The sequence below is a fragment of the Bradyrhizobium sp. Rc2d genome (genome assembly GCF_900099855.1).
GTDB lineage: Bacteria > Pseudomonadota > Alphaproteobacteria > Rhizobiales > Xanthobacteraceae > Bradyrhizobium.
Genome location: NZ_FNCU01000002.1, coordinates 141,665 through 158,960 on the forward strand (window position 1 = coordinate 141,665; position 17,296 = coordinate 158,960).

Below are 17,296 nucleotides of genomic sequence, written 5' to 3' on the forward strand. Positions count from 1 at the left end.
AGTGAGGGAAATCACCGACACAATGGAGCGCTGTTTCTCGCGATGAACATGCAACTCGCGGAGTGGTCGCACGCCGCGGATGCCGACTTTAGCTCGCTCATGATCGTGCCCGACGCTTGGGTTCAAACTGTTCGAGCGGAATCCGACCGCTTGGCCTCCTTTTCATGGTCCGTCCGGAGCTAGGTTGCCCGCATGCTGCGGCTCGTCCGACGTCACTTGGCAGAGGCACAGCGCCACGTTGCGCTGAGCGATATGCACATCACACGCCAGCTTGAGATCATTGACGAGTTGGAATGCGGTGGCCATCCAACATCGTTAGCTCTCGATCTACTTCATACCTAGCTCGTCTTCGATCGCGATCTAATCCGGCGGGAGTTGGCGCAGTAAGCCGATTGGTTGGCGCCCTTTCTCCTGATGGCTTATTTGAAACATCTCGTCCGCCCGACCACCGGGATTGCGCCAGTACGGGCAAGCGACCAGCCTCATGTCACTGCGGCTCTCGGCAGCGCCTAGCGGCGCAGAGACCCGATTGACTAAGATCCATTATTTCGATATTCGTTGAAATATGGAAAAAGGAGATGCCGTTACAGCACTCGCTGCGCTTGCCCAGGATAGTCGCCTGGATGTCTTCCGCCTACTGGTCCAGGCCGGCCCTGACGGGATGACCGCCGGCGCGATCGCAGATGCGCTGGATCTGGCACCTAACACACTGACTTTTCATTTCGACCGCCTCCGGATGGCGGGGCTTGCGACTGTCCGGCGCGAGGGGCGCTCGATGATCTACGCGGCGCAGTTCGAGACCATGAACGCGCTGCTCGGCTTCCTGACGAAGAACTGCTGTCATGGGACCGCATGCATTCCGGCGGTAGCTTGCAAACCCGCGCGAAAACGCTCGAAAGTGCCAGGGTGAAAGGAGATGCCATGAAGCGGCTGCACGTGCACGTATCCGTCGAGGATCTTTCGGATTCGATTCACTTCTACTCGGCGCTGTTCGCGGCCCAACCATCCGTGATCAAATCCGATTACGCAAAATGGATGCTGGATGACCCGCGCGTGAATTTCGCGATCTCGACGCGGGGGCGTGAGCCCGGCCTCGACCATCTCGGCATTCAAGTCGAGAGCAGCGGCGAGTTGCAGGAAGTGTATGCGCCTCTCCGCCAAGCCGGCGGCAATGTCGTCGAACAGGGTCAGACGACCTGCTGCTATGCAAAGTCCGAAAAATCCTGGATTGAGGATCCGGCCGGCATCGCTTGGGAGACCTTTCATACGACCGGCGAGAGCACCGTGTATGGCGACGGCACCGGAGAAAACGGGGCAAGGATTGCGCACGAGACGCAGTCTGCTTGCTGCGCACCATCTGCGGCATCCAAGCCGTCGGCGGCCTGCTGTTGACGTCTAGATCACGCCCTGCTGCCCTTTGAAATAAAAGGCGCGAAGCCGTGTCTGATCGCATCTACAACGTTCTCTTTCTCTGCACCGGCAACTCCGCACGCTCGGTTATCGCCGAATCCATCTTGCGCAAAGACGGCGCCGAGCGCTTCCGTTCCTTCTCGGCCGGCAGCACACCAAAGGGCGCGGTGCATCCACTGGCGCTGCGAGTACTCGAGGAAGCGGACTATCCGATCGATGGCATGCACTCGAAAAGCTGGCTTGAATTCGCAGGGCCCGACGCACCGGCGATGGATTTCGTATTCACTGTTTGCGACAACGCCGCCGGCGAAGCCTGCCCCGTGTGGCCAGGTCACCCGACGACGGCGCATTGGGGCATCGAGGATCCAGCAGCCGTCGAAGGCAGTGAAATTGAGAAGCTCGCCGCCTTCGCTACCGCCTTCCGCTATCTGAAGAACCGGATCGGCGCCTTCATCAACCTGTCGTTTGGCGGCATTGATAAAGTCTCACTCAGTACACGGCTTCGCGAGATTGGTCGCGCGGAAGGAGCGACAAACCCGACAGTGAAGGCCGGCTGATGGACGCGTTCGACCTTTCGCGGCGCCTTGTTGCCGAAGCGCTTGGCACTGCCATCCTCGTCGCGACCGTCGTCGGCTCCGGCATCATGGCGGAAGCGTTGACCAAGGACGTCGCTCTCGCTCTGTTGTGCAACACGCTCCCGACCGGCGCGATTCTAGTCGTGCTGATCACAATTCTCGGACCAATCTCGGGCGCTCATTTCAATCCTGCTGTCACACTGGTTTTCGCCGGCAGGCGAGAGCTGCCGGTGAACGAAGCGGCACTGTATATCATTGCACAGATCGCAGGCGGCATCGCCGGCACCATGGCGGCGCATCTGATGTTCGCACTTCCGCTAATCGAGTTTTCGTTGAAGGTGCGCACCGGCGGGGCGCAATGGTTGGCCGAAGCGGTTGCTGCATTCGGCCTGATCGCGACGATCCTCGCTGGCATCCGTTTCCAACGAACAGCCGTGCCCTGGCTCGTCGGCCTCTATATCACGGCGGCCTACTGGTTCACCGCCTCGACCTCGTTCGCCAATCCGGCCGTGGCGATTTCACGCTCGCTGACGAACACCTTCTCCGGCATTCGTTCGGTGGACTTGCCGGGCTTCATCCTGGCCGAACTTTGCGGCGCGATTGTCGGCATGATGCTGATGAATTGGCTACTCGGGCGCAGTCCGGCCCGCGCTCCCGTCGCTCTGTCGAAGACATCACGATAGCTGGCGCCGCCACTACAGCGGGGCAATATAGCGGCGCCGAGTTGGCTTTAAGCCGAAGCAGCCTGCCCGCGTTTCTCTAGTTTCTGGCAAAGTGCTTTAGCTGGTCGCTGCAGCGTAGACGCTCATTGGCGCGAGAGCAGATCGAATGAGCACCTACGAGCGCCGGACCAGCAGCCGAGTAAACGGTGGCATCAGCAGTGACCCGAGTAGTTCTCGGCGGATGCGACCACCATCACCCAGACTTCCTCCAGAGGGAGGCAGGAGCACTAACTGACATTCAGCCAGATGATGCCGAGCACATTCTAAGATCAAGAAAGCAGCTTCTTCAGGTTATCCCAGTTCCAACTATACAGCCGACCAGCGTTTGCAACAGCGGTGTAGTTTCCATCCTTGTACCCGATAACTTGGATAATCTTCTTATCTTCGTCACGTGCAATAGCGACCTCCGCCAAAACTCCAGGAGCCTTGTGCGTCTTTGGACCGACCATAACGATGACGACATCAGCGCGCTTGATGGCGCGGCGCGCCTTTTCTTTCCAGTCTTTCTCCGGCGCAGCTTCTTTCAGCGAATGGTCAATTACACTAAACGGCGAATCTCCGTGCTTCGACTGGCCGATGATAAAGTCCTTTAGAACCTTGTCGTTATCAAAATCAAAGCTCACAAAAACCGGCGCCTTCGCCATGCTGCCTCCTACAAACTAATGCTTACTGCGGATATCGACCGCTTCTTCGACCGCGTTTTCCACATGCTTAGAAATCCAGCCGTACTTGTCCTGGCTCGTCGCGCCTGTCGGATTGTAACACTTGACGATCGACGACAGCTTCTTCCCAGTATTGCCGAAGCCGATGTAATCAAATGGATTGTTTCCCTGCGTCGAGGTCTCTCCATTGAGATTCTTTAGTCCGTGAATATAAATTCCGACAACGCCCAATCCGTTGTCCCAAGCCTTTATAATCTCGTGATTGATCCATTTTCGATTAGCAGTGTCGCTACCGACCAGGACGATGCAGCACGTTCTGCCCTTCATCTGCTCGGCGATCCACTTCTTGATTGCATCATCGCCGCCTCTTGTAACCTTTTCCCAGTCATTATCCGGCGCGGGCCTATTACCTTCGATCACACCAATATTGCGTACCTGACTGGCGCGCCCGTTGTCCGGCGTATAGTGAAAGCTGTAAAAACATTTCCGGACCATCGTTCAACCTCTCGTTAGATGCTCAATCAGCTTGATTATCGGTGCGATCAAATCGTTGGGATTCTTGACCACCTTCCCGAGCGGCCGCATCAACGCGCTGATCTTCGATGCGTCCTTCGGAAAGTACGCCCCGATATTCCCAGTTACTTCTTTCCACAGCTCTTCCGCCACCCAAGCCGAGGAGCCAACGGGTATCAGATGAAGGCCGCGCGCCTTCGCCGCCTCGAATTCCAGGCGCACACCGTCCGCGCTCGCGATTTTCCCATCGACCGACTTATTGCCCATAACAAAAATGGCGATACCAGCTTGGGCGACGAGTTCATCCCGATAGCGCTTGTACGTCTGCGCCCGCACCGTCTCATCGCTTATGCCAATGGGAAAGGGCCGGAGAACCAGTTGCTCGTCGATGCTGCGGTGGCTTGTCGAATAGATTTGTTGGACCGCACCCTTCACGACAGCGCTGCCAATCCCGAGGCCGAATCCGCTCGTGATTCGCAAATTCTTGTTGATCAGTTCCGCCGCCAGCTTGGACATGAATTCCTCGGTCGCGGCCTGCCCCCAAACTCCATAGTCGGACGCGCTTCCCGATATGAAGACTGTCCTTCTCCTGAATCGGCGATCCATGTCCGCGAGCAGCCGTGTGACATCGCCGTAATCATCAATGAAGATCGTCTTGATGTTGAATCGCATCAAGTCTTGCGTAACAAGTTTTTGCTTTGTTTCGGCGTATTCGAACTCGGTTTTGCTTTCCCTTTTGTCTCGGGTCCGCCTCTTCATCACACAGAAATGCTGCCGCTGATGCTTTTCGAAGCGCGCTCTAATGCGCGAAAGAACGAAATCGAGATTGGGATCGGTGAAGCTAAAACCTAGGAAAAGGAAGGTCTTTTCCACGAGGTCGCCCGACAAGGCGGTTATGAAGGGACCGTGGGTCAACGAATATCGTTCATAGTCGTCCTTGCTCAAGATGGCTTCCGTGGGATGCTCAATGTCTCCGTGCATCTTGTAGACGACGGCGTCGCGTCCACGGCGCGTAGTGGCGAGCTGATTGACCGTATATTTGGAATCTACGCGCCGGCCGCCAGCTTCCAGCGCCTTCTCGATCAATCGGTCGTAATTTGTCGTCCAGTAGGTCTGAATGGGCAACCTTGCTAGCAGTGAATGATTTTCGGTAGGGTTCTTGAGGTCCGAAAATTCATCGATCAGCAGTTGGCTCAGCTTGTGCCGATTATTGTTGTTGGCGTTGAGATGATATTGGGCGAGCGCAACCAAGTCGGATTCCTTGGCGATATCTAGGCCGAGCCCCTTGGCAACGGGGGACATAAGCCCGGCCCAGTCGACATAACCTGCGGCTTTCGACATGCCAGCGCCAATGAACACCGCTGCATTGTTCTCGTTCAGCTCCTTTAGGTAGCTGGCTAAAAAATCCTCCGTATCTCTGTCCGCCATCGTGCAGCCCCGAAGTCCCCAACCGTCTTCTTGGTTGTTCTGCGTTCGCCAGCCTCAACCTTAGCTTGGCGTGAGGGCGCTAGAACAAGCCACGATTAGTAATTCACACTTTTTTGGAGAACTGCCTCAGTTTACTCGCGCATCCGACCGTCCCCCGGTGGGCATGCGAAGGGGCCGAAAATTGATCGCTGGCGCGGCGACCCGGTGGCTGCCGCCACGCGTTCAACCAGACCGCTTGTGCGAATTGCGGCTGGAGGTACCTTCAGGCGCGTCTGCCTTCGTTTACGTCAAGGGCGGTCCATGACCGCCTTGTCAGAGATTGTCGGGCTCAGGCCCGTCGACGGGCCTGACGCGATCTTCGATGTAACGCCGCAGCGCTGCGGCGGCGTTCAGCATATGCGCACGCATCCGGCGTGAGGCGGTCTCGCCGTCCCCTTCGGCGATCGCCTGCATGATGGCATCATGCTCGTCGCGGGACTTGCGAATGCGATCGCCCTGCCGCAATTGCGTCCGGCGGAAGGCGCTGAGCCGCGCGCGGACATCCTGCGCCTGCTCGGCCATGAACGAGTTGTGCGTCGCACCGTAGATGCATTCGTGGAACACCCGGTTGAAGGCATCATAGGCATCGACGTCGTTGGCCTCGACCATCGCCCGCGAGCCTTCGTGCAGCTCGATCAGGCGGCTGCGCTCGAGCGGCGTCATGCGATAAGTCGCGAGCCTGACGCACATGGCTTCCACCTCTGCGCTGGTCTCGAACATGTCCATGATCCGCTCCGGTGTCATCCGCGCCACGACGACCCCGCGACGCCCGCGCACCTCGACCAACCCACTGACGACGAGCTGCCGGAGAGCTTCCCGCACAGGCGTGCGGGAAGCCCCGAAGCGATCGGCAAGCTGCTGCTCTTCCAGGGCCGAGCCGGCAACGAGCGCGCCGGAGGCAATCTCGTCCGTGAGCGCATTGCGGATACGATCGGAGAGAAGCCCGCCATCTTCTTCGGCTTCGGTTGCGACTTTGAACAGGCCTGCCATTCAGCTTCCTATGATTGCGCGCACCGTAAAGTAGAGAATGGACGGTGCGACCAGGCATCCGAGCCCGGTATGAAACGTCGCGGTCAATGCGCCGTAAGGCACCAGGCGCCGATCGGTCGCGGCAAGTCCTCCGGAAACGCCGCTGACCGTTCCCATCAAGCCGCCGAACACCATCGCGCTGCGCGGATTGTTGAGGCCGATCATCCCGGCGACGAAGGGCGTGCCGATCATCACGATCACCGCCTTGAATACACCGGTCGCGATCGAGAGCGCAATGACCGGCGATGACGCGCCGATCGCTGCCCCCGTGACCGGACCGACAATGTAAGTGACCGCGCCGGCGCCGATCGTGGTGAGCGATTCGGCATCCGTGTAGCCAAACGCCGCGGCGACGAACACGCCCAGAATGAACGGAACGACCGTTCCTAGTCCGAGCGCGACCGCACCGATCAATCCGGCCTTGCGCGCATGGACGACATCGACCTCGAAGGCGGTCGCGACGATGGCGAAATCACGCAGCATCGCGCCGCCCATCAGGCCGATCCCGGTCAGCGCTGGCAAATCGGCGACGCCCTTTTCGCCGCCGGTGGCAAGCCCGCCGAAAAAGGCCAGCACGAGACCCAGCATGATCGCGATCGCCGAGCCGTGGATGCGCCCGAAGGTGAGGTATTTCGAGATCGCCCCCGAGATCCACATCAGGATCCCAACGGCGGCGAACGCGGTGATCAGCGAATTGGCTGCGAGAATGTGAGAGATCATGGTCATCCGACCCTCCCGGATTTGAAGTGGGGCACATTCGCCTCGATCGCCTCTCGGGCTTCGATCTCGTCCATGGTCTCGACGCGGCCACTAAGCCGGCCGATCAAGGCCACCATTGCGAAACACACGGAGACCGCGCCGGCGCCCGCGATGACGACGATCGGGCCGCCTTTCGCCGCGGCGACGACGTTCTGCTGCGCAGCCATGGCGACCACGATCGGAATGTAGAAGCTGCCCCAGAACTCGACGCCGGTATTGAGCCCGCGGCTGAGCAGGCCGTGCCGGACCAGCCACAGCCGGGCGGCGATCAAAAACATCATCGCAATGCCGACGCCGCCGACATTGGCTTTCACACCGAGGGCGACACCGAGCAGGTCGCCGAGCAGGCCTCCAAGCAGGGTGCAGATCGCGAGCAGAGCTACGCCGGAAATGGTCACGGGCGCCTCCCCTCTGCGAGCGGGGCGCGAGCACCCGAATACGGGGCTTCTGTATGCATTCGCATCATAAATTCCCTCCTGTGTATGCGAACATTCGTCGCTTATGAAGTTATGTATACGTTAATTGACATTGGAAGGCAATACGCATACACTTGACCCCATCGAAGACCAACTTCGCATGCCAAGGAGCCGAAATGAGCGATTGGGGTATGCAAAAGGCCGCCCTCGGCGAGCGCCTGGCTGCCGGCCGACAGCACGCCAAGGGAAAGGTCGTCCCGATCACGAACCTTCCGGCGTTTCTCAAGGCGGTGATCCGGTCAGGCGACCGGGTATGCCTGGAGGGCGATAATCAGAAGCAGGCCGATATCCTCGCCTCGGCGCTCGCGAACCTTGATCCCCAGGATGTCTATGACCTGCACATGGTGCAATCGGGCGTGGTCCTGCCCTCCCACCTCGACATCTTCGAGAAGGGCATCGCGCGGCGGCTCGACTTTTCCTATTCGGGCCCGCAATCGGCGCGCATCGCGCGCATGCTGTTCGGCGGCAAGATCGAGCTTGGCGCCGTCCATACCTATCTCGAGCTGTTCGCGCGCTACTTCATCGACCTCACGCCGAAGGTCGCGCTGATTGCGGCTGTGAGCGCCGATAAGGACGGCAATCTCTATACCGGGCCGAACACCGAGGACACACCGACCGTCGTCGAAGCGACCAGCTACAAGAACGGTCTCGTCGTGGCGCAGGTCACCGAGATCGTCGATAAGGTGCCGCGCGTCGACATTCCCGGCGACCTCGTACATTTCGTGGTCGAGGCTAACAGGCCCTTCTATGTCGAGCCGCTGTTCACCCGCGATCCCGCCGCCATCACCGAGACCCAGATCCTCACTGCGATGCTCGCCATCAAAGGCATCTACGCGCCTTACGGCGTGCGCCGGCTCAACCACGGCATCGGCTTCAATACCGCCGCGATCGAGCTGTTGCTGCCGACCTATGGCGAAAAGCTCGGCCTCAAGGGCAAGGTCTGCACCCATTTCGCACTCAACCCGCACCCCACCATGATTCCGGCGATCGAAGCCGGCTGGGTCGAGCAGATCCATTGTTTCGGATCGGAAGTCGGCATGGAGGACTACGTCGCGGCGCGCTCCGACGTGTTCTTCACCGGACCCGACGGGTCGCTGCGCTCGAACCGTGCGTTCTGCCAGACCGCCGGCCTCTATGCCTGCGATATGTTCATCGGATCGACGCTGCAGATCGATCTCGAAGGCCACAGTTCGACCGTGACGACCAGCCGCATCGCCGGCTTTGGCGGCGCGCCCAACATGGGCTCCGATCCCCGCGGCCGCCGTCACCCGAGCGAGCCCTGGCTCAAGGCCGGCGCCGAGGCCGATCCCGATTCCAATGCCGCGCTGCGCCGCGGCCGCAAGCTGGTGGTGCAGATCGGCGAGACTTTCGGCGAGCGCAACGCGCCTTTGTTCGTCGAGCGGCTCGATGCGCTCGATCTGGCGCAAGAGCTCGAGCTCGATCTCGCGCCGGTCATGGTCTACTCGGACGACGTCACTCACATCGTCACTGAAGAAGGCATCGCCAACCTCCTGATGTGCCGCAGCAAGGACGAGCGCGAGCAGGCCATCCGCGGCGTCGCCGGCTACACCGACATCGGCCGCGCGCGCGATGCGAGGCTGGTCGAGCAGCTCAGGCAGCGCGGCGTGATCCAGCGCCCCGAGGATCTCGGCATCGATCCGCTCGACGCCGACCGCAACCTGCTCGCGGCCCGCTCGATCAAGGACCTCACGCTGGCTTCCGGCAGCCTTTACCACCCGCCCAGCCGCTTCCGCAACTGGTGAGGAATTCTTCATGGAAAAGCTCAGTTTCAGACTGACCGCGCCCAGGTCTGCCGGCGGTACCTGCACCCAGGCCATCGTCGGCGTCGTTGCGTCAGGCAATCTCGAGGTGCTGCTGGAACGCAACCTCCCGGCCGACGTCTGCGCCATCGACATCGCCACGGCGGCCCACGGCTTCGGCATGGTGTGGGACGCCGTGATCCGCGACTTCGTCGCACGCCGCTCTGCCGGGGGCTTGCACATCTCCATCAATGACGGCGGCGCCCGGCCCGACACGGTCGCGCTGCGCCTTGCCCAGGGCGTCCGCAAGATCGAGGAGCCGAAACGATGACATCAGTCGCGGCCAACACCGTCTCGCAGAGCTGGTACGAGGCCAGTGCCCGGCAGCGCGTCGACGCACTCGTCGACGCCGGCAGTTTCTGCGAATTCATCGGCCCTGAATTGCGCGAGATCAGCCCGCATCTGTCGATCTTCGACCTGCCGGAGCAGTTCGATGACGGTATCGTCATCGGCGGCGGGCGCCTGGACGGCGTGCCGGTGCTTGTCGCCGCACAGGAAGGACGCTTCATGGGCGGCGCCTTCGGTGAGGTTCACGGCGCCAAGCTCACCGGCCTTCTGCGCGCGGCACGCGCGCTCAAGCAGGACGTGCTGATCCTGTTCGATACCGGCGGCGTGCGGCTGCAGGAAGCCAATGCCGGCGAGCTCGCGATCGCCGAGATCATGCGCGCGGTGATCGAGGCGCGCCGGGTCGGTGTCAACATCGTCGGTCTGATCGGCGGACGCGCCGGCTGCTATGGCGGCGGCAGCCTGATCGCGGGCACCTGCTCCCGCCTCGTCATCTCCGAACAGGGCCGGCTCAGCGTCAGCGGCCCCGAGGTGATCGAGACAAACAGGGGCATCGAGGAATTCGACTCGCGCGACCGCGCGCTGGTCTGGCGCACCATGGGCGGCAAGCATCGTTATTTGATCGGCGGCGCCGACACTTTCGTTGACGACGACGCGCTGGCGTTCCGCCAGGCCGCGATCGCCGCCCTCAAGGTCGGCAGAGGATGCGACGTGACGCCGCTCGAAGCCGAGCAGGCGCGGCTCCAGCGGCGATTGCAGCGTTTTGGCGATGCCGAGGATGCCGTGGAGATCTGGCAGGCGCTCGGCATCGACGATCCGGCCGATGTTCCCGCACTTCCGACCAGCGCGTTCCTTCGCGCGGCCAACAACAGGGAGAACGCCGATGACGCTCGATGACATCCTGGCCGGCCTGTTTCCGAACGGCAGCAAGATCGACGCCGCTGGCACGATAATCACCGGACGGGCGATCCTGACCGGCGGTGAGCCGATTCACGTGCTTGGCATCACGCAAGGCCAGCCCTTCGGCGTGGACGAAGCCATCGTGCTCGCAGGCCGCGCGATCGAGATCGTCAAATCAGGGGATCAGGCGCCGATTCTTGTCCTGGTGGATTCCTCAAGCCAGCGCATGAGCAAGCGCGACGAGTTGCTGGGCCTCAGCGAATATCTGTCGCATCTCGCCAAGGCCCTGCTGCTGGCGGAGGCCGAAGGACATCGCACTATCGGCCTGCTCTATGGCGGCAGCGCAGCCGGCGCGTTCATCGCAACGGCGCTTGCCACCGGTACGTTGGTCGCGCTGCCCGGCGCCCATCCGGCGGTGATGGATCTGCCCTCGATGGCACGCGTCACCAAGCTTCCGATCGACGTGCTCAAGGCCAAGGCGGAAGCGACGCCGGTGTTTGCGCCCGGGCTCGACAACATGGTGAAGACCGGCGGCGTCCACATCGTCTGGGACGACGCCGCGCCGCTGGCGCCGCAACTGGCCGCCCTGCTGCGACGGCCACACGGACCGGATGATCGCGGCCGGCTCGGCGCCGAGCGCGGCGGACGGCGGAAGGCCGCCGAGCTTGCCGAACGCGTTGCGCGCGCTGCGGCTTCTCACCAGGGGGCGTAAGATGCTCGAGCCTCTCGCGCGCCACAGCATGGTGAAGGCTTCGACCGCGGGATGGGCTGCGGTGATGAACCGCTATCCCGAACTTGCCAGCGAGCCGATCGTCGCGAGCTGGGCGCATGCGGGACGCCCGCTCGTCGTCCGCCGTCCCGTCTGCAGCGATACTGCAGGTCTCGTTCCGCTCGGACTGCCGCTGCCGCCAAGCCATGGCAAGCGGCGCATTGCAGTCTCGCTCGCCGCGATCGATATCGTCGCGTCCGCGCCGCCGCCTCTCTTGGCCGATGCCGCCGCCGCGGCGCCAGCTTCCTGGCACCCGACCATCGACAAGCTCATCACGCTTCTGCCGGAGACCCGCAGCTATGGCAGCCTGGCCTGGCAGCACCTCACCGGCCTGCCCTATCTCTCAGACAGTTCGGATCTCGATCTGCTGTGGCCGCTGTCGTCGGCGAAGCAGGCGGAAGCCGTATTGTCCGGCATTGCGGGAATCGCAAAGCAGGCACCGATGCGGTTGGATGGCGAGATAACGGGTCCAGCCGGCGGCGTTCAATGGCGCGAACTGACCGGCACTGACGAGGACGAAGTCCTCGTGAAGGGTCCTGCAGGCGTCACCGCGACGACACGCGCGGCCTTCCTCGCGGGTCTCGTGTCATGACACCAGCGCTCAGATGGCAATCACGGCCGGGACGCGCACTCGATGCGGAGGAACTCGGCCAACTTGCGTCGCTGTGCCTAACGCTCGAGGTAGAAACCCATCCGAAGCCCGGCCTCGTCAGCCATGTCGACAACGGCGCGCATCGCGACATGGACGCCGCGCTGTTGCGCCGGAGCGCCGCGACCCTGATGCCGTTTTTCAGCGAACTCGGCGCCGCGGGCGCCGAGGGCGCTTGCATGAACCGGCTGCGCGCGATCGGCGTTGCCGCCGAGCGCGCGATGCTTGCCGCAACAGATGGCGTGAACACCCATCGGGGCGCGATCTTCGGGCTGGGTCTGCTCTGCGCCGTGGCCGGCTATCGCAATGCCGTCGGCATCCGCAAGTCGCTCGGACGGCTGGTGAGGGAGCGCTGGGGCGACGACATCCTGTCGGGCCCGGTCTCGCTGCGCAGCCATGGCGCAGTGGCCGGACGGCGCTACGGCGCCGGCGGCGCCAGGGCAGAAGCCGCCGACGGCTTTCCGTCGGTGTATGATATCGCCCTGCCCGCGCTGCATGCCGCGCGCAAGCTTGCGCCGCAAGACGAAGAAGCCGCGCGCGTTGAGACTTGCATGCGGCTTATCGCCGAGGTCATCGACACCAACCTGCTGCATCGGGGCGGAGCGGACGGATTGCGCTTCGCGCAAGAGAGCGCCGCGAGCTTCCTCGCGGCCGGCGGCGTTGGGTCGCCGGATTGGCGCCGGCGTGCGGGCGACATTCACCATACGTTCGTTGACCGCAATCTCAGCCCCGGCGGCTCCGCGGACCTGCTGGCGATGGCGCTGTTTGTCGATCGGCTGGAGGTCTGATGCTGGCCCTGCTCTGCGGCGGACAAGGGACGCTCTCGGACAAGTTGTTTGATCTTGTCGCGGACCAGCCCGCTGCGGAGCCGGTTTTTACCGCAGCCACAGCTTTTCTCGGCGCGGACCCGCGACAGTTTATCAGAACGCGCAGCGCGGATGAACTCGCCGTCAATCATACCAGCCAGATCCTGACCATCGCATCGACACTGGCGATCCACGCCTGCATCGCCGATCTGCTGATCGATGAGGCCGCCGTCACGGGCTACAGCGTCGGGGAGATGGCGGCCTGGAGCATCGCTGGAATCTGGACTGCCGACGAAGCCTTGCGACTCACGGATATTCGCGCCCGGTTGATGGAAGATGCGGCAGGGCTCGATGGCCGCCTCGGCTATGTTCGCGGGCTCGACCGGGCCGCGCTCGAACCTCTGCTCACCAAACATCGCTGCGAGATCGCGATCCGCAATCCCGATCTTCTTGTCGTGATCGGAGGCGCGGAGCGGGATGTCATCGCGATCTGCGACGAGGCCGCCAAGGAAGGCGCGCGCACGGGCCTTCTCACCGTGAAGATCGCATCGCACACGACAAGAATCGTGCAGGCCTGCAAGCCCCTTCAGCATGCGCTCGATGCCAGCAGGCACGCGGCCGTCGCAAGCGGGCGCGTGCTGCTTGCCGGCGGCGATGGCGAACGTATCTTCGCCGCCCAAGATGCCACGACGAAATTGGCCAACCAGGTCGCGCATCCCATCGACTGGGCGGCAACGCTGGAGGCGCTCGCGGAGTTGGGCGTCACCCAGGTGCTGGACCTCGGCCCTGGCCATGCGCTCGCAGAGATGATGCGAGCCTCCCACCCATTCATGCGCTGCTACGCCGCCGACGGATTTCGCACTACAGCCGGCCTGCGCAAGTGGATCGCTGCGGCCTAGGCCTTCGATCGTCTTACCCCCGCGACAATGCCCTCGATCGCGGCGGCATTCACTCGCGGTTCATATGAATAGACGGCAGGTACAACTTCATCTCATGTCCGGGCGCGACCGCCCCGCAGCGTTCTCCATGAACTGCGGCACCACACGCCAGTCAATCCCACCACAAGCTTGATGTTGCAGACCCCGGGAAGCCGCTCTGACGGAAGCTCCTGTTCGTCCACGAAGAAGAGGTCGTAGTTGACCGCTGGCGCTCGCGATCGCGCTCAAATCCACGCTCGTCAAAAGGGCCCGCAGATAAACGGATGGATTCCAGAAGCTGCGACCCTCGATCGCAAATGGAGGAATTCCGACAACCCGATCCAGAAATCCTTCTCGGACACATACACCGTCGTCGGTTGGGTATTCGGCCGAAAATAGGCATTCGTCGCACGATCATGGTACTTCGCTGCATTGGCCTGCTCACGTACGCAAATTGAACACCACCGACAGAACACGGACGGTCGGCGTCAGCAATTTTTCATGGCCGTGCACAAAGTTGGCGTCGAATACAAGCGTATCTCCGTGATGAAGCTCCATCACTGCGTCGCCATAACGGTAGATCATCGACCCTTCCAGCACATACATGAATTCGATGCCGGTATGTTGAAATCCCGGGTTGTTTGAACAATCACTTGTCAGCGTCACGAGGTAGGGCTCGATATATTTCTCGCCAGACAACAGATGCCCGAGCAACTGATAGCTTAGGCCTGAACGATGAGCCTGTCGGCGCACGTTGATGCCCTTACCCGATCGGACGAGAGAATAGTCGGTGGGTTGATTGTGGGCCGCAAAGAGTCGCGATACCGGCACTCTAAGTGCGGCCGACAGCGAAGCCAGAGTCGTGAAGGATGGCGTGGCGGACCCGTGTTCTATCCTCGATAGCATGGCGTTCGATAGACCTGCGGCTTCGGCAAGTTGATTTGCCGCCATATTCAGGCTCAGTCTGAGGCTTTTAATCTCTTTGCCAACAGCCAGCGCCAGAGCATTCCTTTTCTCGGAGTCATACTGATGGGTGTCGACCGGCGCCTTTGTCTTCGCTGCCGGTCTGGTCATAACCGAGAGTGCGCCCCTGCGAACACGTTTGCCTTCTATTGGCTTCCTATCGTGCTTTCCCCCGGCCAAACGATACCCTCCGCTAGAATGACGAATAGAGGAAGCACCACAGTATGCGATATCGGCACCCAAACAAGAGGTTACTACCCCAGCACCGACTATGCCCAGCACCATACTATGACCTTACACCACGAGCGGCCTATCGCAGCAACCAGGCAGGCGATTTGCATCAGGTTAAAATATTCTCAGCGACGTTGACGGTTCAGGCCCCGGAGCGGACACTTACGCGAGTTGGCTGCGCTTGGACGTTTGACACGAGAGTAAAATGAAGTTTTCGAGTCGTAAGATTGCTGCTCTTGGCATTGCGCTTTCGACGCTCATTGCGTCAAGTGCGATTGCTCAGGACTTGCGCATCGCTACCGAGGGCACTTATCCGCCGTGGAGCTTTGTCGATGCCAAGGGCACTTTGACCGGTTGGGATGTCGATATTGCAAATGCGCTGTGCGAAGTCATGAAGGCCAAATGCAAGATCGTCGCCCAGGAATGGGATGGAATTATTCCTGGCCTGAATGCCAAGAAATACGACATGATTGTCGCAAGCATGGGCGTTACTGAAAAACGCAGGCGACAGGTCGCCTTTTCCAAGAAATACAAGAATACGTCCAGCCAGTTTGTTGCCAGGAAGGGTACTTTTGCAGACACGAGCCCCGCGGCTTTGAAGGGCCGTGTGATCGGCGTACAGCGCGGTAGCATTCAGGACGCCTATTTGTCGGCGACCTATCCCGATTCCCAGATTGTTCGCTATGACAAGACTACTGATGTCGAAATGGACCTAATTGCAGGTCGTGTCGACTTGCTTCTGGCCAATCGTGTGACCTCGTTGCTCGGATTCCTCAAGAGTCCGCAAGCGGCTGACTATGAACTGGTCGGTCCGGAATATACCGGCGGTCTTCTCGGTGAAGGAAACGCCATCGCTCTGCGCAAAGATGACGCCAAACTTTTGGAGCAGGTGAATTCTGCCATCGATACGATTTTGTCGAACGGGACTTACGACAAGATCGTGAAAAAATACTTTGACTTCCCACTCATGTAGCAATCAAGCGTTCGAGACGACTAAGACGGATAATGAACGCTTTTAGATGTGCAGGCGAAATTCGATGATCACCTTCGCAACTCTCGGGCCGGCCGGGACCAACCATGAGTTTGTAACCAAGGAATACATCAAGTTTCACGACATTCCGGAGGCAAACATTGTTCTCGTCCCAACTTTCAACGTAGCGATGCAGGGACTGATCAATGGCGACTACGACTTCCTCCTTCAGTGTGCTGTTCATCCCGATACGCCTCCGACACTCGGTACGCATTTCCAAAAGATGTTCGCCGTCGACAGCTTCATCTGTCGTAGCAAGGACCTAGCAGTTCTCACTCGTTCGGATGTCGAAACGCCGAAGTCTATCGGACTGCTGGCTCCGGCGACCGAGAGTTACATCGACACCAGTCAGTGGCAGATTCGGGTATCCGAGCCTTCGCTGCCCGTCATTTTTGAGAATCTTCTCAAGGAAAAATACGATTCCGCTCTCGTTTACCTCGAATATGCAGAACAATACCCGGATCGGGTGCGGGTGGACCAGGTGATCGGTTCTCCCGATGACGTCTGGATCGTCTATGCAAACGAGAGAACATCCAAAGGAAAGCTTCAGGCCTGGCATGAAGGGCCTATCCGTGAGCTGATCCGTCGGAAGGTTGAGAACAACACCTTGCGAAAAGTCAGCAGGTCGATGCTATGACGATGGAGTGGGTTTCGGGTTATGGCCTGCAGCTAATTTTTGGTGCGGTCACTACGCTCTCGGTAGCCCTCGTAGCACTTGTTGTCGGAACCGTACTCGGCATCTCATTGGGGACCGCAAAAATTTATGGTGCGAAGCCCCTTCGCTACAGCGCTGAAGCATACACCGCTGTAGTTCGGGGAGTGCCCGACCTCATCGTCATCTACCTGATTTATTTCGGCGGCACAGTAGCGCTGACCAAGCTCACCGGCGAATATGTGGACATCAACGGGTTCGCTGCAGGCGTAGCGGCCCTTGCCTTCATTTTTGCCGCCTATGCCGGCGATATCTTTCGAGGCGCCATAGGACAAGTGCCGCGCGGACAAACTGAAGCGGCGCATGCACTTGGACTATCGCGACGCGCTGCGTTTTTTCGGATCATCCTGCCTCAGGCATGGCGGCTGGCCCTACCAGGCTTCGGAAATCTTGCCATCATCCTGATCAAGCAGACGTCTTTAATTTCCGTGATCGGACTTGAGGAACTACTGCGAGCGTCGTCCGTGATTTCCGGCGCGACCAGGCAGCCGTTCCTCGTCTATTCCGTGGCAGCGATCCTGTACCTGATCATTACGAGTGTTGTGTCCTGGGGCTTTCGCAACGCCGGGGTTCGGTCCAATCGAGGCTTTGCGTGAGAGCG

General features: G+C 60.6%; 22 protein-coding genes. 14 read left to right on the forward strand and 8 right to left on the reverse strand.

The genetic code is table 11. The features are described 5' to 3' along the window. Nucleotides 1-162: 162 nt before the first annotated feature. Nucleotides 163-306, reverse strand: coding sequence for a hypothetical protein (locus tag BLV07_RS47355; protein WP_176945350.1), 144 nt, complete (start codon nucleotides 304-306; stop codon nucleotides 163-165). Between the two features lie 259 nt (nucleotides 307-565). Here BLV07_RS47355 and BLV07_RS05145 point away from each other — a divergent pair, with 259 nt between their 5' ends. Genes BLV07_RS05145 through BLV07_RS05160 form a run of 4 tightly spaced genes read left to right on the forward strand, consistent with a single transcriptional unit; the run spans nucleotide 566 to nucleotide 2,668 of the window. Then, nucleotides 566-910, forward strand: coding sequence for an ArsR/SmtB family transcription factor (locus tag BLV07_RS05145; protein WP_091880730.1), 345 nt, complete (start codon nucleotides 566-568; stop codon nucleotides 908-910). 11 nt (nucleotides 911-921) lie between these two features. Continuing rightward, nucleotides 922-1,392 (forward strand): ArsI/CadI family heavy metal resistance metalloenzyme, encoded by a 471-nt coding sequence (locus BLV07_RS05150; protein ID WP_091880733.1) that lies wholly within the window; start codon nucleotides 922-924, stop codon nucleotides 1,390-1,392. 47 nt (nucleotides 1,393-1,439) lie between these two features. Further along, a complete protein-coding gene (locus BLV07_RS05155) occupies nucleotides 1,440-1,967 on the forward strand; it encodes an arsenate reductase ArsC (protein WP_091880735.1) in 528 nt (175 codons plus the stop codon). Then, entirely contained in the window at nucleotides 1,967-2,668 is a 702-nt protein-coding gene (locus tag BLV07_RS05160) for an aquaporin (RefSeq protein ID WP_091880737.1), read from the forward strand. The genes BLV07_RS05155 and BLV07_RS05160 overlap by 1 nt, the downstream gene beginning before the upstream one ends. Nucleotides 2,669-2,976: 308 nt before the next feature. On the opposite strand, the gene BLV07_RS05165 is transcribed toward BLV07_RS05160, so the two are convergent. The 6 genes from BLV07_RS05165 to madL all read right to left on the reverse strand — a co-directional run bounded on the left by BLV07_RS05165 (nucleotide 2,977) and on the right by madL (nucleotide 7,535). Then, entirely contained in the window at nucleotides 2,977-3,351 is a 375-nt protein-coding gene (locus BLV07_RS05165) for a TIR domain-containing protein (RefSeq protein ID WP_091880739.1), read from the reverse strand. A 15-nt stretch (nucleotides 3,352-3,366) separates the two neighbouring features. Continuing rightward, entirely contained in the window at nucleotides 3,367-3,864 is a 498-nt protein-coding gene (locus tag BLV07_RS05170) for a TIR domain-containing protein (protein WP_091880743.1), read from the reverse strand. 3 nt (nucleotides 3,865-3,867) lie between these two features. After that, nucleotides 3,868-5,310: an SIR2 family protein gene (locus BLV07_RS05175; RefSeq protein ID WP_091880745.1), complete on the reverse strand. Its 1,443-nt coding sequence runs from the start codon at nucleotides 5,308-5,310 to the stop codon at nucleotides 3,868-3,870. A gap of 312 nt (nucleotides 5,311-5,622) precedes the next feature. Then, nucleotides 5,623-6,339 carry a GntR family transcriptional regulator gene (locus BLV07_RS05180; RefSeq protein ID WP_091880747.1) on the reverse strand — a complete coding sequence of 239 codons (717 nt, stop codon included), beginning with the start codon at nucleotides 6,337-6,339 and terminating at the stop codon, nucleotides 5,623-5,625. Continuing rightward, nucleotides 6,340-7,104, reverse strand: coding sequence for a malonate transporter subunit MadM (madM, locus tag BLV07_RS05185; RefSeq protein ID WP_091880750.1), 765 nt, complete (start codon nucleotides 7,102-7,104; stop codon nucleotides 6,340-6,342). Further along, entirely contained in the window at nucleotides 7,101-7,535 is a 435-nt protein-coding gene (gene madL / locus BLV07_RS05190; RefSeq protein WP_091880754.1) for a malonate transporter subunit MadL, read from the reverse strand. Before madL ends, madM begins: the two co-directional genes overlap by 4 nt. A 194-nt stretch (nucleotides 7,536-7,729) precedes the next feature. Here madL and mdcA point away from each other — a divergent pair, with 194 nt between their 5' ends. Genes mdcA through BLV07_RS05225 form a run of 7 tightly spaced genes read left to right on the forward strand, consistent with a single transcriptional unit; the run spans nucleotide 7,730 to nucleotide 13,741 of the window. Continuing rightward, the gene (gene mdcA, locus BLV07_RS05195) at nucleotides 7,730-9,376 is read left to right on the forward strand and encodes a malonate decarboxylase subunit alpha (RefSeq protein ID WP_091880756.1); all 1,647 of its coding nucleotides are present in this window, start codon (nucleotides 7,730-7,732) and stop codon (nucleotides 9,374-9,376) included. 10 nt (nucleotides 9,377-9,386) lie between these two features. Next, entirely contained in the window at nucleotides 9,387-9,704 is a 318-nt protein-coding gene (mdcC, locus tag BLV07_RS05200) for a malonate decarboxylase acyl carrier protein (protein ID WP_091880759.1), read from the forward strand. Continuing rightward, a complete protein-coding gene (locus BLV07_RS05205) occupies nucleotides 9,701-10,615 on the forward strand; it encodes a biotin-independent malonate decarboxylase subunit beta (RefSeq protein ID WP_091880762.1) in 915 nt (304 codons plus the stop codon). Before mdcC ends, BLV07_RS05205 begins: the two co-directional genes overlap by 4 nt. After that, on the forward strand, nucleotides 10,602-11,330 hold the full coding sequence (mdcE, locus tag BLV07_RS05210; RefSeq protein WP_091880765.1) for a biotin-independent malonate decarboxylase subunit gamma: 729 nt from the start codon (nucleotides 10,602-10,604) through the stop codon (nucleotides 11,328-11,330). The genes BLV07_RS05205 and mdcE overlap by 14 nt, the downstream gene beginning before the upstream one ends. A gap of 1 nt (nucleotide 11,331) precedes the next feature. Further along, the gene (mdcG, locus tag BLV07_RS05215) at nucleotides 11,332-11,979 is read left to right on the forward strand and encodes a malonate decarboxylase holo-[acyl-carrier-protein] synthase (RefSeq protein WP_091880768.1); all 648 of its coding nucleotides are present in this window, start codon (nucleotides 11,332-11,334) and stop codon (nucleotides 11,977-11,979) included. Continuing rightward, on the forward strand, nucleotides 11,976-12,824 hold the full coding sequence (gene mdcB / locus BLV07_RS05220; protein ID WP_091880771.1) for a triphosphoribosyl-dephospho-CoA synthase MdcB: 849 nt from the start codon (nucleotides 11,976-11,978) through the stop codon (nucleotides 12,822-12,824). The genes mdcG and mdcB overlap by 4 nt, the downstream gene beginning before the upstream one ends. After that, complete coding sequence (locus BLV07_RS05225) at nucleotides 12,824-13,741, forward strand: acyltransferase domain-containing protein (protein WP_091880774.1); 918 nt, start codon at nucleotides 12,824-12,826, stop codon at nucleotides 13,739-13,741. Before mdcB ends, BLV07_RS05225 begins: the two co-directional genes overlap by 1 nt. Nucleotides 13,742-14,200: 459 nt before the next feature. Here BLV07_RS05225 and BLV07_RS05230 read toward each other — a convergent pair whose 3' ends face one another. Then, nucleotides 14,201-14,833 (reverse strand): helix-turn-helix domain-containing protein, encoded by a 633-nt coding sequence (locus BLV07_RS05230; protein ID WP_176945351.1) that lies wholly within the window; start codon nucleotides 14,831-14,833, stop codon nucleotides 14,201-14,203. 325 nt (nucleotides 14,834-15,158) lie between these two features. Between BLV07_RS05230 and BLV07_RS05235 the strand changes: the two genes are divergently transcribed. The 3 genes from BLV07_RS05235 (at nucleotide 15,159) to BLV07_RS05245 (ending at nucleotide 17,291) form a co-directional block, all read left to right on the forward strand. Beyond that, nucleotides 15,159-15,926: a transporter substrate-binding domain-containing protein gene (locus tag BLV07_RS05235; RefSeq protein ID WP_091880780.1), complete on the forward strand. Its 768-nt coding sequence runs from the start codon at nucleotides 15,159-15,161 to the stop codon at nucleotides 15,924-15,926. Between the two features lie 64 nt (nucleotides 15,927-15,990). After that, a complete protein-coding gene (locus tag BLV07_RS05240) occupies nucleotides 15,991-16,620 on the forward strand; it encodes a type 2 periplasmic-binding domain-containing protein (protein ID WP_091880783.1) in 630 nt (209 codons plus the stop codon). Beyond that, nucleotides 16,617-17,291, forward strand: a complete 675-nt coding sequence (locus BLV07_RS05245; protein WP_091880792.1) for an ABC transporter permease — start codon at nucleotides 16,617-16,619, stop codon at nucleotides 17,289-17,291. Before BLV07_RS05240 ends, BLV07_RS05245 begins: the two co-directional genes overlap by 4 nt. Nucleotides 17,292-17,296: the final 5 nt, after the last annotated feature.